Source organism: Leptospiraceae bacterium (assembly GCA_015075105.1).
Taxonomy (GTDB): domain Bacteria; phylum Spirochaetota; class Leptospiria; order Leptospirales; family Leptospiraceae; genus JABWCC01.
This window is the reverse complement of sequence record JABTUZ010000002.1, coordinates 321,408-334,769: the sequence shown is the minus strand read 5'-3', so window position 1 is coordinate 334,769 and position 13,362 is coordinate 321,408. Positions and strand designations below refer to the sequence as shown.

The following is a 13,362-nucleotide window of genomic DNA, read 5'->3' as shown; positions in this document are numbered from 1 at the left end:
GAAAGGCTATGAGCGAAAAAGTTTTTATACTTGGTGGAGAGCAAACAGATTTTCAGAGAAACTGGACTAAGGAAGGTAAAAATTTCCTTTCTATGATGAGAGAAGTAATAGACGACTCTCTTCAAAAAGTGGGAATAGATTACGCAGAAATAAAAAAGTTAAATAAAGACAATCGTATTGGTGTATTTGTAGGAAATTTTGATGCAGAGCAGTATGCAAATCAAGGACATCTCGGTGCATTTTTAACCGAAGTAAATCCAGCTTTTTATGGAGTACCGGGCGCAAGATATGAAGCCGCTTGTGCATCAGGATCAATTGCGTTAGACGCTGCGCAAACTAAGATCAAAGCAAAAGATTACGATGTTGCAATCGTTCTCGGAATTGAAGTAATGAAAACAGTAAACTCTGCCGTTGGTGGTGACTTTCTTGGAACTGCAGCTTATTACGAAAAAGAAGCTAAGGGTGTGCAGTTTCCTTTTCCAAAACTATTTGGTAAACTTGCAGATGTAATCATAGATCGTTACAAGATCAAGGAAAGTACGTTCATGGATGCGTTAGCCGAAATCTCAAGGATCAATTATGCAAACGCAAAAAGAAATCCTAAAGCCCAGACCAGAAGCTGGTTTATGAATAAAGAGCATGCAGTCCTTCGAGGTGGAGATAATAATATGGCTGTGGGTGGAAGACTTTGTATTACAGATTGCTCTCAAGTAACCGATGGCGCTGCTGTGGTAGTTCTTGCTTCTAAAGGTTATGCAGAAGAGTATGCAAAGAAAAGAAAAATAAAAACTTCTACCATTCCACAAATCAAAGGCTGGGGGCATAGAGTTGCACCCATGACTTTTGCTGAAAAGGTAAAAGAATCAGAAGGTAACAAATTCATTCTTCCTTGGACCCGTGAAACTGTAAAGGACGCTTACGTAAGAGCAAAACTGACTGTAAAAGACATAGACGTTTTTGAAACACACGATTGTTTTACTTCGAGCGAGTACGCTGCTATTTCTGCATTTGGAATTTCAGAACCCGGCAAAGAGCACCTTGCAATTGAAGCAGGTACTATTGACTTTAAAGGGAAAAAGCCAATCAATGCAACAGGGGGGTTAATTGGAGTCGGTCACCCTGTAGGTGCAAGTGGTGTTAGAATGATGCTTGACCTGTATAAGCAAGTTACCGGAAACGCGGGCGATTGCCAAGTGGAAGGAGCGAAAAACGGACTTATGTTGAATATTGGCGGCTCGGCAACTACAAATATGGTTTTTGTGGTAGGTCGATAATGATTTACGTATCTTCAGAGTTTTGGAATAAATTTTTTAACAGGTTTTTAATTGCGTTCACTTTTTGGGAAGCACTCGGAATTCCACTTAGAATTTTATTTTTTGCAAAACTTTATGAAGATACGTCTTTTAAATCTTATTTTTTAACGGTAGGAGAAATTTATTGGCCCTTTCCTTTTTTAGTTGATTTGATTCAGGTTTTCTTCATTGGACTTGTATCAGTTTTTACAAGAAGAGAGCCTTCGGGAGGGATTGCGTCTGGGATTTTTTTTGGAATATTTTTTAGTTTAGGTGCTTATTTTTCTACATCGTTACTATTAATGACCTTTACAACAATCCCGCGGTTTCCACTACTAATGACCGCAATTGTTTTAAGTATCCAAACAATAATAGCCACTTCTATTTTTTTTATAGAATCTACTGATAGTGAATAAATCGCATAAAATTATCCACATTTTGAAAAAAGTGATTATAATTGTATAAGTAATTTTTTTATTAAAAATTTTAAATCAATTTGATCTACTTTGCAAAATTCCCATACTAATAGTTTTCAAAAAGTTTTGTGGTCGGTTTGTATTCCATCTTTCCGGTTTTTTCATTCCTTGTAAGTGCTTTCTCACCCAATTGCAATTTTTTAATTTCCTTAGGTCCGGTTTGCGTATCCACTAACGTCCCCTTTGTAAAGCAAGTCCTCTGGTGGTAGTTTCCCTCACCAATTCTTTCAGAATTTGTGAGGGACTTCGCTTTTTCTCAATTCTACGCGAAGAAAGCTTGTCCAGCACCACTGTTTCCGAGTTGGTGGTGCGGCTCCCTTTGGCTTTTCAGTAACAGTAAGATTCGGCTTCGCCTAACTTTCCATGATACGTTTGGCGATATTGTGGTTTTATTTTCAAAATTTAAAAACTGCGCACTGTGCGCATTTTTTAAAAGTTTTCCCATTTTTCGCAAAACCGACCCCGTCTTCATTGGCTCAAAACTTATTTTTGCAGACTCTTATCGATATATGTCTTTACGATGATCAACACCCAATATCAAAATCATCTTTTTTATATCATCAATTGAGTATATAATTCGGTAGTTCCCAATCCTGATGCGATATCCCTCTCGTCCTTTTAACTTCTTTACGCCCACCGGCTTAGGTGTTTTTTCCAGCTTTCCGATTTCTTTTTTTATTTTTTCATAAGTAGGGCTATTGATTTTTGAAAGAGTTTTTTCTGCTCTCGGTACAATGGATATTGAATAGTTCAATATTTTATTTTTTCGATTCTGGATATTGCCTTTTGAAACGGAATTGCCTTCATCTTTTCCTTCATACCTTCGTCAAAGGATTTAATCGATGCCAGCTCCTCAGATTCTTCCAGCAACTTTTTAAATGTGCGCAGATTAATAACTACGGCTACTTTTTTCCCTGAAGGGCTTGTTATATATTGTCTTTTGATTGATGTCGCGCTCATATTTCTATTTTTTTATCAAAGTTTCCAAATGTCCAATATTTTTTAAACTTTTTCGTCTTCCGCTTCTACGAGCAAATATTTTTCTACAATCCCATCTCAATACGAAACTCTTTTCACCTTAGAATTTTTATAAACGAGACGGTCGGCATATTCAGTTGCAACTTTCCATTCGCCTCCTTCTTTTATTACGCCCATAGTTTGCTCTCTAATATATGGGGAAACATTTTTAAAATCATCGCCTTTATCTTCTGCTATTACTTTGAATTTTATTTCAACACATTTTATATTTTTATCATCAACATATTCAAATTCCTTAATAGCTGAAATTTCGTAACTATCAATTACATACAAAGTCAAATCATCTGATTTTGGTCCGGGATCAGCATCTTTCATATATAGATGATCGATCGGCTTCATATCGGGCGGATATTCTTTTATAATCTGATCAACATACATTTTCGTCAATTTTTCAATCGCCAAAACATCTTCCTGAGTAACATTTTTTGCTTCTAACTTTATCTTTGGTTGCACACCTATCTCCTTTTTATTGCAGTCTGCGATGGCAAAGATAAATAAGAATACTAAAAATACTGAAAGCTTGAAATTTAATATTTCTTTTTTTTTCATTTTTTTCTATTTCCTACATATCTAAAATATTTCACTTCGTAAGTATTGGCTTTATAGGAATCTGCGTTAATAGTGTATGCAGTTTTAGAATTATCTACTCCGCTTACCCTAACCCCATTATTTTTATCTGTATCTGTAGATTGGGTCACGATATTGTTTCCTTTTGCATCTTTTTTGATAAAAATTGTCTCGTGTCCGGAATATCCACCATTTATTTTTTCCACTCGATGGATAATCTTGTCAGCAGGCTTTAAATCCTTTTCTGAAATCTGTACATAATCTTTTGCATTGCCTTCATAGTAATCTGCCGTTGTGTGATACTTGGCAGGGACTCCGGCATCATTATACAATTTTGTTCCGTAATGAGTGCAGTCAGCACCGATAACGCTCTGCGAGACTTTCTTGCCATCTGCTGTTTTGACTTTATTCACCACACCATCTTTTTCTTCAAAAGTATAGTCTTTTGTTAGTGTGACTGCATTTTTTCCATCACCTCCCCAAACATAAGGCAGTTTATTCATTTTTTCCGCTTGAGATAAAATATTTTGTCTTGTTTCATCGCTTAAACCTTCTGGAAAATAATTCTCAGAATCCCCTTCCTCGCCTTCTCGTCTGCGGCCGGTCAAAGTCGATGCACCAAGCATTGCGTCTTTTGCATTTTGACTCGCGCTATCCTGTGCGCCTTTCTGAGGGTTATTTTGTTTACTTCCGAATAATCTTTTTAACCCTGCAGAAACATCAAAACTTCCGTAGAACTGCGCTTCGTTATGCACCAAGACCCCGTCTTCCCCAACAAAGTAGGTGTGATTACCCTCAACCTCGAAGTTGTAAACGGTTTCTTCGCGTGCGTTAGTCGAAATTGCTGAGATAAACAGGGGACTTGAGTTTGCAGTTTTCAGTTCGTCGCCAACTTTACGGTATGACATTGTTTTTGTTTACTATAATTAATGCCACTCACTGATACTGAACACCGTAATTTTACAATTACCCTTTTTTGAACATAGCAAAGTAATACTATATATGAGGTTTTTATTTTGAAAAACCAATTCAGCTGAGCCTTCTTTTTGATTTTCAAAAAATTTCCCTTTCTTAGGTATCATCTTCATAACTTCTCGGAAGGATTGAACTTTTTCAATCCCAAAGTAATCCTTGGCAAATATTGAATTAAAAAGAACTTTGTATAAATCTCCTTTTTTTTGAATAAACCCATCATATCCGTTTTCATTCGAAAATTGAGTTTCAAACCCATTCGAAATATAAACTTCTTTATCAAACATCTCCTTTAATAAAATTAGGTCTTCAGCTAAAATTGCACCAATTATACTTTCTTTTACATTTGATTTCTGTGAATATAGGTCAAAAGTTGAGAATATAAAAAAGAATAATAAGAAAGCCATGATGATTTTTCTTGATTTCATTTATTTTCTCCATTTAAAATAGTTTTTATTTTTTCTTGACTCGGAACAGATTTATTGCCTCGTCGTCCGTCAACATGTAGATGAGAGTTACTTGTATAGCCTATTAATCCCTTAGTCGATCCTAAATAAGTACCGGGTGGCAGTTTTTTGTTATTTTCAGCTGCGTATTTAACCACAGAATTTATTTTTGTAAAATGTCCAGCTCTCAATATAGTGCCATCGTTAGTTTTAAAATAGACTGTTCCACCAAAGCCCTCCACTGTGCCGACAAAAGTTGGTATAAATTCTTGATTCGGTCCAACCATTCAGTCGTTTTATTTGCGTTCTTTCCAAAATCCAACGCTGGAGTTGTATGACCATTTTTACCAATTTTATTTTTATAATAGTCTGTTTTTATATCTCTGATATCTTCAAATTCTACTGTATTCGCAATATTTGGAAATGTTCCTCTTATATCAGTTTTCGATTTTTCTTTTGGTGTGTATTCAATGGTGTCATACTCTGGTAATTCATCAGGAATTCCGTAGGTTTTTAATTTTTCTTTATTATTACTTTTTGAGTCAAATAAATTCACCACCCCATCAATTGCTTTCTTCCCTAAATTTACCAAAGTTTCTCCAAGACCCATACTGTTCGTACCCGTAAGCGGGTAATTATGCACCCAGACACCAGCCTCACCCACGAAATAGTTGTGGTTGTCCTCGACTTCGATGTTGTAAACTTTCGTCGGTGGAACTTTGTATTGCCGGATATTTTTAATCGTCTGCCCGGATTTATTTTTCCGCGTCACGATATCCCCAACCCGGAGGTCTTTCACCTCTGTCCATCTTTGAATCTTCAGCCCGGTGGAGTCTCTTTCAATCCACTCACCATTTTTCTCGCTCACATACCGCAGTACCTTTTATAGACACTGAACAAGCTCGATAAATGGTGAGGGACTAATGCCCAAAACGGGTGATTCCACGTTGTTGAAATTATCATTCCTCCGACTTCCACGTCAAACAATAATTCTACTTCGTTCTCAAAAATTTTTTTCGCTTTCTTTCTTTTTCTCTGTAGAAAAAAAAGAAAGGCTCGCAAAGAAAGCCTGTCCAGCACTTGGGCGGAAAGGGCAGGTGCTGGGAAAAAGACCCGCTTACTGCATCCTCAGGAAAATCGGGCAGAACAGCCTGTCCAGCACCACTGTTTCCGAGTTGGTGGTGCTGTGGCTCCCTTTGGCTTTTCAGGAATAGAAGAATTCGGCTTCGCCTAACTTCCCATGATACGTTAGGCGATATTGTGACTCATCAAAAGGCTCTCTGAATTTGGCAATCCACCTGTCCAGCACTTGGGCGGGAAGGGCTGGTGCTGTGAATTGCCAAATTAGAAAAAAAATTCCGCTTCTAACCCCTTTGTTCTCACTGTTTCTTGCTATCTTCGAATTCTATTTTCGCAAAAATCCAAACTCTTTCAATTCCAAAATCCGATTTTTTCGGGACAATTTTCCCTTCTTCTCGCAAAACCACGTCTTTTTCAGGGTTAAATCTTATTTTTGCGAGGGACATTTTAGATAACGCAATTTTATCCGTTATCATACGCTTCAATAAAATCATCTCGCGCAATTCCCGATTGTGAACAAATTGAGCGAAGAGTAGAGCCTTTAATTTTGGAATGATTTGGTAAAGTTAATGGCGTTTTTGTGCCATCCGAGTTGGTTCGTAGCATTGCAATGTGCTCCCTCTCTCTAACAATTTCAAAACCGAGGCTTTCAAGCGCTCGGATAACCTTAGCCTTAGGAGCATCAACAGGAAATTTTCTGGACAAAGATATTAAGCAGTTACTGTTTCTGCGACAAATGCTTCAATAACCGGCGACTCTTCTTCAAAAACTTCTTTGCCAAAAGTTTCAATATGAAACCGAATTGCAGATTTCACATCGCTAAGAGCCTCGTCATAGCTATTACCTTGACCAACGACTGTGCCCTTTAATCCAAGAGGATATCCGATATAACCGTCTGAATGCTTTTCAATAATGATTTTTAGTTGCTTCATACTGTTATAATTTTTTCAAAGTTTTTCAACGTCCAATATTTTTTAGACTTTTCGGATTCTATTTTCGCAAAAATTCTAACTCTTTCAATCCTAAAAATCCGATTTTTTTAGAACAATTTTCTCAGCTTCTCGCAAACCCTGTCTTTATTGACTAAAATCCTATTTTGCGAGGGACAATAAATAATGGGCTATTTAATCTTTTTGAATAATCTTTCGGTTTCTATTGGATCCTCAGGGTCAAAATATAATGTTATCTTACCAGCTTCAATCTTGCCTTTATATTCTCTTTGATGAGTTTCAATACCATACTTCCATATTTTGAACTTGCCCTTCGGCAATTGTATAGAACTTCTATATTCAAGAGAAATCGCTTTGTCAAAGACCTCTTCATCTTTGACAAACAAAGAAAAGCTAAAATTCCCATCATGAAGGCGCATATTTTTCATTTCAGCCACAAAGAATCCAGGAAGATATCCTTCTCTTGTCCGATCAAAATCATCACTTGTCCCATAGTAATAGCCTTTAATTTCATTTTTCTCCTTTTCTAATAGTATAAAATGATCTTCGCTTAGATTTTTAGCGGGATATTCATAGAAGTATTGATAGACCCCAAGAAATTTTTCCAGTTCGCTCAAACTAATCCTTTCTACTTTCACATCTTCGACTTTCTTTTCAGGTTCTTTTTGTTTACACGTTACGCTAAGAAGAAGAAAAAATATCAATGATATTATACATTTTATTGGTGCATAATATTGAGTGTCATTATTCATAATTCACAGTCTCCATCTTTTAATGTCTTGGTATCTCAAAATGAATCCCTGGATCCTTTGGTGGCGGGATTACTTTTTGAATATTCGGGTTGGCTTTAGCAGCCTTAATAAATGATTTTCGCTTGTCCGCAGGAATTGATGATGGAGCTACGTCAAATGTAGTCACTTTATTTGGGTCGGCTGCATGATTGGATACTTTTGATGGACCTAATGCTGATATTTTTTTCTCCATTGCAGATTTAATTTCTGACTTTGATTCTCCAGATTTTTTTCCTGCTACATATACATCAATTACCTGGTCATCAGCCTTTTTGTATAATTCTCTTTGAGCATCTACACCTTCCGATTCCAAATTATTATACATTACCCTTGCTTGATCTTTAGCATCTCTCCTTGTGCTCGAAATAATAAGGTTTTTTACTCCAGATTTCTCGGCTACCCGCGACAGTTCATACATTGCATCATCCGGAATATGCTCAGGATTGGCTCCCTCGCCAAATACAACTGATTCTTTAAATTCGGAAACAGTTAAATTCTTGTCCAATTTTTCAATAATATTTCCTTTTGGAAATAACGATGCAACTCCTCTAACCAAATTTTGACCGGGATAATTATGCACCAGCATCTCACCCTTAGTCACAAAATATGTGTGGTCGTTTTCGACTTCGATATTGTAAACCTTGTCGGCTCTGTGAACTTTTTCTATCTTCACGATTCCAAGTGTGCCTTTGATTTCCTCTGCCCACAAAATATTTTCATTATTGGCAGAGTTAATCGATGCTAACACAAGGGCGGGCTTCCTTTGTGAATTTTTCACACTGGACATTGTAACCGACCTGTCCTTTTCATACAAGTCTTTTACTTCAATCCAACCACGTCCCCGAATGTAAAACGGGTGATTCCATGTAGTCTCCAAAACTGTCCCATTTTCATACGTTAGGCGGTAGAGTAGCTTCACATCATGAATAAAAGTCTCCGTTACTTTGTGCGAAGAGATTTCGCCAGTCTTTTCATTCAGAGACATCACCTCATCGCCAATTTTTATTTTTTCAATTTCAACAAAGCCAGTTTTCGTCCGAACTAACGTCCCGGCAACAAAGCACGTCCTCTGGTGGTAGTTGCCCGCCTCGTCGATATATCCTGTTTGGTTGCCACCACGGTAGGCTCCCGTCGCAAGATTTCCGATGTCGGACAGACTGCCGAGTAGTTCTGCGCCAAAGCTTTCTCTCGAAGTGCCATCTGCTTTTTCGCTTTTTTTCTTTTTCTGTAAAAAGAAAAAAATGCTCGCAAAAAAAGAAAAACCCGCTTACTGCATCCTCAGGAAAATCGGGCAGAACCGCTCCTTTTGGCTTTTCAGTTTAGCAGAGATTCGGTATCGCCTAACTTCCCATAATACGTTAGGCGATATCGTGATTCACAAAAAGACTTGCTGAGTTTGGAAAGCTGCCTGCCCAGCCTCAAGAGAGCCGTTAGGCGATTTAGTGGGACTGTGGTTTTCCAAATCTGAAAAAAAATTCGGTTCCTACCTATTGCTTTTTCACAAATTCACAAAATCCTGTCTTTTTCAGCTTCAAATCTTCTTTTTGCAAGGAATAGCTAATCACTTCTATTTACTCGCCTCCTTTGACTGAATCAGGGTTGACGGTTTTAGATAAATAAGTAATTTCCCACTTTTTTAATTGATCGTTATATAGAAAAGATATTCTTAAATCAATCTCTTGATCTATTTCTGAACTAACAATATAATCAATACTATCTTCATAATCCATCAAATCTCCTTTTTTTAATAAATGAATTATTTCTTTAGATGTTATATGTTTTTCTACTTCAGGGATATCATCAAGAAACTCACTACCGCCAGTTTCATTGTAGTCCCAGCGGAGCTGCAATCCTTCCTTAATGAAGGGTAGCAAGGCTGAAACGCTTTTTTGGTGATCCAGTTCTCTTATCAAATTAGTTTTAAAAATACCGAATTTTTTCCGTATCTCTTTTAATTCTTCTTGGGAATATACTTTTCTCTCCTTTACTTTCTCTGGTTTTTCGCAAAACCAAAAAAATAAAATTGGAAATAGAATTACAATTAAGTAATTAAATACACTCTTATATTTTTTCATGTTAATTTTCCGTTTCCTTATTTTTTTGGTTTCTGTTTTACTAATTCGAAATGGAGATGATTGTCATGTACAATAGGTTTGTTTGGTTTATCTGGCCGAATTTCAATATTGGTTCCTTTATATTGTTTTTTAATTTTTGGATCATTGAAATTGACTATCAGGTCATGTCCTCTGGGTGTATTTTTAGCTGCACTATCAATTAGGTTTACTGTTTTATTAAAATCATAATCTTTGCTTCGATATGTTGACCCGCTATTTGGTGGCGTATTGTTTTTAGTAGGCATTTTTACATCGATCCCTAATCCGGTTTTCCTATGCGCTTCACCTAAATGCCATTTCGTTTGCACTCCTCCAGGCAAAGAAATATCATTTATATAGAGCTTTTGTCCCTTTGGAAGATCATCTGCCATCTCGTCAACCATTTCTAAAAGCGCTCGATCCCCATATTGATGAAACGGGCCTGTATTCCCATAATTTTTAATGTTAGAATTCTCTCTTAATTGATATTTAGAATCTTCGTCAGAAATTTCTGATTTCAAAGACGCCGCTGATCGACCTTTTGAATCTTTTGTTTTTTTTGCTTTTTGTAGATCAGACTCCATCTCATCAGAACTTCTTTCAATATAACCTTCATCCATTATATAGCCAATTGCATTACGTCCGCCTCTTGCCAAATCCTTTGCAGTTTCTTTTCCCCACTCAACCGCTTTATTCACAATTTTCTCACCAGGATAATTATGCACCAACATCTCTCCCTTAGTCACAAAATATGTGTGGTCGTCTTCGACTTCGATATTGTAAACCTTGTCGGCTCTGTGAATTTGTTCGATCTTTGCGATTCCGAGCGTGCCTTTGATTTCTTCTGCCCACGATATATTTTCATTATTGGCAGAGTTAATCGATGCTAACACAAGGGCGGGCTTCCTTTGTGAATTTTTCACACTGGACATTGTAACCGACCTGTCCTTTTCATACAAGTCTTTTACTTCAATCCAACCACGTCCCCGAATGTAAAACGGGTGATTCCATGTAGTCTCCACAACTGTCCCATTTTCATACGTTAGGCGGTAGAGTAGCTTCACATCATGAATAAAAGTCTCTGTGACTCTGCGCGAAGAAATTTCGCCGGTCTTTTCATTCAGAGACATCACCTCATCGCCGACTTTAATCTTCTCTATTTCAACAAAACCAGTTTTCGTCCGAACTAACGTCCCGGCAACAAAGCACGTCCTCTGGTGGTAGTTGCCCTCGGAATCCGTGAATCCGTCCTTGTCAGACGTTACACCTATCGCACCCACAAGATCGTCCTTCATTTCGTTCAGAGTTCTCGACAGGAAGCCTTCGTCTTCATCTCGGGAAGTGTTTTGTCCTTCGTCGATAACGCCTCTCGCTTGCTCGTTGAGTCCGACATCGTGAAGTTTGGTTGCTTTTTCTTCGGGCGACATGTTCGAAATCTCTTCGTCGGTGTAACCACCTTTTTGTTTCAAAAGCGCATTCTTCTTCTCGTCCATTGCCCTCTGACGGTTTGCCTCTGCGATGGAATCTGTCTTGGACATGAGGTCGTCCATGCTCGTGATTAGATTTTCCCCAGCTGTGATCTGGTTGCTGTTTCCGGGATTCAGGCTCGAAGACATTGTCCCCTTCGATGTGTTGTAGGAAAACTTTCCGTTACCGATTGTCGCCCCGATCACTGTGTCTCCATGTTGCGACGCCACGATGTTCAAACCTCCGGCTGTGATATTCACACCAAAACCATCGTTCTTGCTGTAGGTGAGTTTTTGTTTGCCTGCCGCTACGTAGCCACTAACGGTTCAGAGGGCAGAACGCGTTTTTTACACTTCGCTAAAAAAACACTGCCCGATGACAGAAGACTGAGGGTTCAGTTGTCGGTGGGGCGAATCCGTTCAGCATGTCGCATGACGCACGATTTTATTTTTTCCTGAGAGAAACACTTCTGTCCCACGAACGGCCAGGCTCTCAGCTACGGTCAAAAAATCGCATTCATGATTTTTCTGACCCCGCTTCGATCCTTTTCGCTAGTAAACGAAAGATTTACATACGGTGCGTTAGGCGATGCTGTGATTCGTCTGGAGTTCCCTAATTTGGCAATCCACCTGTCCAGCACTTGGGCGGAAAGGGCTGGTGAGGGTGCAAAATTCAGAAAAATTTTTTGGCTCCTAACCGCTCATTTTTTTCGTTTTTCTGATCTCGTTTTCAAAAAATTCTAAACTCTTGCAGCCCAAAAACACAATTTTTGAAAAACTTTTCTTCTCTTTTTCCAAAACCACGTCTTTTTCAGACTCAAATCTTGTTTTTGCAAAGGACAAAAATTGAAAATTACCTCAGACTTTCACAAGTGCACTTTGTGATGGTTGCGGAATTTCTTCGCCATTCATGCGCATAACTTCTAAATGTCCCTGAATAGCATCTTTCATGAGTTCTAAAGTTTCTTCTCGGGTTTCAGCAACAGCTACGCATCCAGGAAGATCCGGAACATAGGCACTCCAATTATTGGATCCAAATTCTAAAATTACTAAATATTCCATATTGCTCTCACTCCTTTAGACCAGCTTGCTTTAAAATAGAATTCTGGGTTTTGGGATGCAAATCGAGACTAGGTTGCCCTGCCACAGTTACTGTTCCCGTTTTTGTGGGGTGGTTGTAGTGGCGATGACTCCCTCGTGTTCGAACCAAATACCAACCATCCTCCTCAATCATTTTAATTATCTCTTTAACTTTCATATTTTCAACTAAAAAATTCTCATTTTAAAACTCTGAGTGTTTAATATTTTTTGGATTTTTTTAACTGTAACATTTCACATGTCTGATCCTGTCTTTATTCGCCCCCATTTACTGAATCAGGATTAGCACTTTTTTTCTTCACAACAAACTTTTTTTTTGAATATCCCAAAGTAAGATATTGATCATGTTCTTGTCCATAAATATTTGAATAATGAATTGTGAAGGTTTTATTATTGTTATCAAAGACTATTTCGGAATTATCTATGCCGTCCAAATCATAGTCAACTTTGATTAACTTTTTAAATAAAGAATATAATTCATATTTAGAATAACCTGCTACCGAACTAATAAATACCAGGTATTCGGAAGTTGTATCATCTGATAAGTAAAATATGAAATCGTCGTTTCCATCGTTATTGATATCCGCAATTTGTTGAAGTCTATGTTCCCAAAATCGAGCACCATCTCCGCCAAACTCATACTCGAAGGATACAATTTTAGTCGTTCCTTTATAAAAAGTATATTTTTCGTATATTTTTTTTTCTCTACTGATTAAATCGATGATCATACTGTTAGAATGCTTGCCCATTACACGCAAATTGCATTCAATGATTGTTTTTTCTTTTAATTTTTTTACTTCGCCCAACCATTCTTTATTTACCCATACCTTTTTGAGAACATCATCTTCGCTTTTGTCCATATAGCGACACCAAATGTTATCTTCTATCTTGTCGATTTTTTCACATTGTTCAAAAGTCATGATTTGACCTCTTGTTAGAAAGCCAATCGGGGTACCGCTTCGAGATGGTGTGCTCATTTTCATTGTTCTTTCCGAAATTACCATACCCATAAATGAGTTTTCAGTCTCTTCTTGCTTTTTACATAAAGACAACAATTGACATATTAACACAGGAATTAACAGTTTTTTCAATT

General features: G+C 37.6%; 17 protein-coding genes and 1 pseudogene. 2 read left to right on the top strand and 16 right to left on the bottom strand.

Translation table 11 applies throughout. The features are described from left to right. Positions 1-8: 8 nt before the first annotated feature. Both HS129_11550 and HS129_11545 read left to right on the top strand, forming a co-directional pair. A complete protein-coding gene (locus HS129_11550) occupies positions 9-1,274 on the top strand; it encodes a thiolase domain-containing protein (GenBank protein ID MBE7412673.1) in 1,266 nt (421 codons plus the stop codon). Continuing rightward, on the top strand, positions 1,274-1,708 hold the full coding sequence (locus HS129_11545) for a hypothetical protein (GenBank protein MBE7412672.1): 435 nt from the start codon (positions 1,274-1,276) through the stop codon (positions 1,706-1,708). Before HS129_11550 ends, HS129_11545 begins: the two co-directional genes overlap by 1 nt. 559 nt (positions 1,709-2,267) lie before the next feature. Here the strand turns inward: HS129_11545 and HS129_11540 are convergent. The 16 genes and pseudogenes from HS129_11540 to HS129_11465 all read right to left on the bottom strand — a co-directional run bounded on the left by HS129_11540 (position 2,268) and on the right by HS129_11465 (position 13,360). Next, positions 2,268-2,522 (bottom strand): type II toxin-antitoxin system RelE/ParE family toxin, encoded by a 255-nt coding sequence (locus tag HS129_11540; GenBank protein MBE7412671.1) that lies wholly within the window; start codon positions 2,520-2,522, stop codon positions 2,268-2,270. Next, positions 2,519-2,728 (bottom strand): hypothetical protein, encoded by a 210-nt coding sequence (locus HS129_11535; protein MBE7412670.1) that lies wholly within the window; start codon positions 2,726-2,728, stop codon positions 2,519-2,521. Before HS129_11535 ends, HS129_11540 begins: the two co-directional genes overlap by 4 nt. Positions 2,729-2,824: 96 nt before the next feature. Beyond that, positions 2,825-3,355, bottom strand: coding sequence for a hypothetical protein (locus HS129_11530; protein MBE7412669.1), 531 nt, complete (start codon positions 3,353-3,355; stop codon positions 2,825-2,827). 758 nt (positions 3,356-4,113) lie between these two features. Beyond that, positions 4,114-4,188 (bottom strand): annotated as a pseudogene (locus tag HS129_11525) (hypothetical protein). Between the two features lie 111 nt (positions 4,189-4,299). After that, on the bottom strand, positions 4,300-4,773 hold the full coding sequence (locus HS129_11520; protein ID MBE7412668.1) for a hypothetical protein: 474 nt from the start codon (positions 4,771-4,773) through the stop codon (positions 4,300-4,302). A gap of 205 nt (positions 4,774-4,978) precedes the next feature. Further along, complete coding sequence (locus tag HS129_11515) at positions 4,979-5,659, bottom strand: hypothetical protein (GenBank protein ID MBE7412667.1); 681 nt, start codon at positions 5,657-5,659, stop codon at positions 4,979-4,981. 511 nt (positions 5,660-6,170) lie between these two features. Continuing rightward, a complete protein-coding gene (locus HS129_11510; protein ID MBE7412666.1) occupies positions 6,171-6,347 on the bottom strand; it encodes a hypothetical protein in 177 nt (58 codons plus the stop codon). Further along, positions 6,334-6,576 (bottom strand): type II toxin-antitoxin system HicA family toxin, encoded by a 243-nt coding sequence (locus HS129_11505; protein MBE7412665.1) that lies wholly within the window; start codon positions 6,574-6,576, stop codon positions 6,334-6,336. Before HS129_11505 ends, HS129_11510 begins: the two co-directional genes overlap by 14 nt. Positions 6,577-6,581: 5 nt before the next feature. Continuing rightward, positions 6,582-6,803, bottom strand: coding sequence for a type II toxin-antitoxin system HicB family antitoxin (locus tag HS129_11500; GenBank protein ID MBE7412664.1), 222 nt, complete (start codon positions 6,801-6,803; stop codon positions 6,582-6,584). Positions 6,804-6,991: 188 nt separating this feature from the next. Further along, a complete protein-coding gene (locus tag HS129_11495; GenBank protein ID MBE7412663.1) occupies positions 6,992-7,573 on the bottom strand; it encodes a hypothetical protein in 582 nt (193 codons plus the stop codon). Positions 7,574-7,592: 19 nt separating this feature from the next. Then, positions 7,593-8,597, bottom strand: coding sequence for a hypothetical protein (locus HS129_11490; protein MBE7412662.1), 1,005 nt, complete (start codon positions 8,595-8,597; stop codon positions 7,593-7,595). 586 nt (positions 8,598-9,183) lie between these two features. Next, the gene (locus HS129_11485) at positions 9,184-9,687 is read right to left on the bottom strand and encodes a hypothetical protein (GenBank protein ID MBE7412661.1); all 504 of its coding nucleotides are present in this window, start codon (positions 9,685-9,687) and stop codon (positions 9,184-9,186) included. A gap of 17 nt (positions 9,688-9,704) precedes the next feature. Beyond that, entirely contained in the window at positions 9,705-11,402 is a 1,698-nt protein-coding gene (locus tag HS129_11480) for a hypothetical protein (protein ID MBE7412660.1), read from the bottom strand. A gap of 627 nt (positions 11,403-12,029) precedes the next feature. Beyond that, complete coding sequence (locus HS129_11475) at positions 12,030-12,233, bottom strand: type II toxin-antitoxin system HicB family antitoxin (protein ID MBE7412659.1); 204 nt, start codon at positions 12,231-12,233, stop codon at positions 12,030-12,032. A 7-nt stretch (positions 12,234-12,240) separates the two neighbouring features. After that, the gene (locus tag HS129_11470) at positions 12,241-12,429 is read right to left on the bottom strand and encodes a type II toxin-antitoxin system HicA family toxin (GenBank protein MBE7412658.1); all 189 of its coding nucleotides are present in this window, start codon (positions 12,427-12,429) and stop codon (positions 12,241-12,243) included. A gap of 94 nt (positions 12,430-12,523) precedes the next feature. Further along, complete coding sequence (locus tag HS129_11465) at positions 12,524-13,360, bottom strand: hypothetical protein (GenBank protein ID MBE7412657.1); 837 nt, start codon at positions 13,358-13,360, stop codon at positions 12,524-12,526. Positions 13,361-13,362: the final 2 nt, after the last annotated feature.

Excerpts from the sequence above, each read along its gene's own strand:
- HS129_11550 (MBE7412673.1), top strand. The coding sequence starts at position 9 with ATGAGCGAAAAAGTTTTTATACTTGGTGGAGAGCAAACAGATTTTCAG.
- HS129_11545 (MBE7412672.1), top strand. The coding sequence starts at position 1,274 with ATGATTTACGTATCTTCAGAGTTTTGGAATAAATTTTTTAACAGGTTT.
- HS129_11535 (MBE7412670.1), bottom strand. The coding sequence starts at position 2,728 with ATGAGCGCGACATCAATCAAAAGACAATATATAACAAGCCCTTCAGGG.
- HS129_11530 (MBE7412669.1), bottom strand. The coding sequence starts at position 3,355 with ATGAAAAAAAAAGAAATATTAAATTTCAAGCTTTCAGTATTTTTAGTA.
- HS129_11520 (MBE7412668.1), bottom strand. The coding sequence starts at position 4,773 with ATGAAATCAAGAAAAATCATCATGGCTTTCTTATTATTCTTTTTTATA.
- HS129_11510 (MBE7412666.1), bottom strand. The coding sequence starts at position 6,347 with ATGATAACGGATAAAATTGCGTTATCTAAAATGTCCCTCGCAAAAATA.
- HS129_11500 (MBE7412664.1), bottom strand. The coding sequence starts at position 6,803 with ATGAAGCAACTAAAAATCATTATTGAAAAGCATTCAGACGGTTATATC.
- HS129_11495 (MBE7412663.1), bottom strand. The coding sequence starts at position 7,573 with ATGAATAATGACACTCAATATTATGCACCAATAAAATGTATAATATCA.
- HS129_11490 (MBE7412662.1), bottom strand. The coding sequence starts at position 8,597 with ATGTCTCTGAATGAAAAGACTGGCGAAATCTCTTCGCACAAAGTAACG.
- HS129_11485 (MBE7412661.1), bottom strand. The coding sequence starts at position 9,687 with ATGAAAAAATATAAGAGTGTATTTAATTACTTAATTGTAATTCTATTT.
- HS129_11475 (MBE7412659.1), bottom strand. The coding sequence starts at position 12,233 with ATGGAATATTTAGTAATTTTAGAATTTGGATCCAATAATTGGAGTGCC.
- HS129_11470 (MBE7412658.1), bottom strand. The coding sequence starts at position 12,429 with ATGAAAGTTAAAGAGATAATTAAAATGATTGAGGAGGATGGTTGGTAT.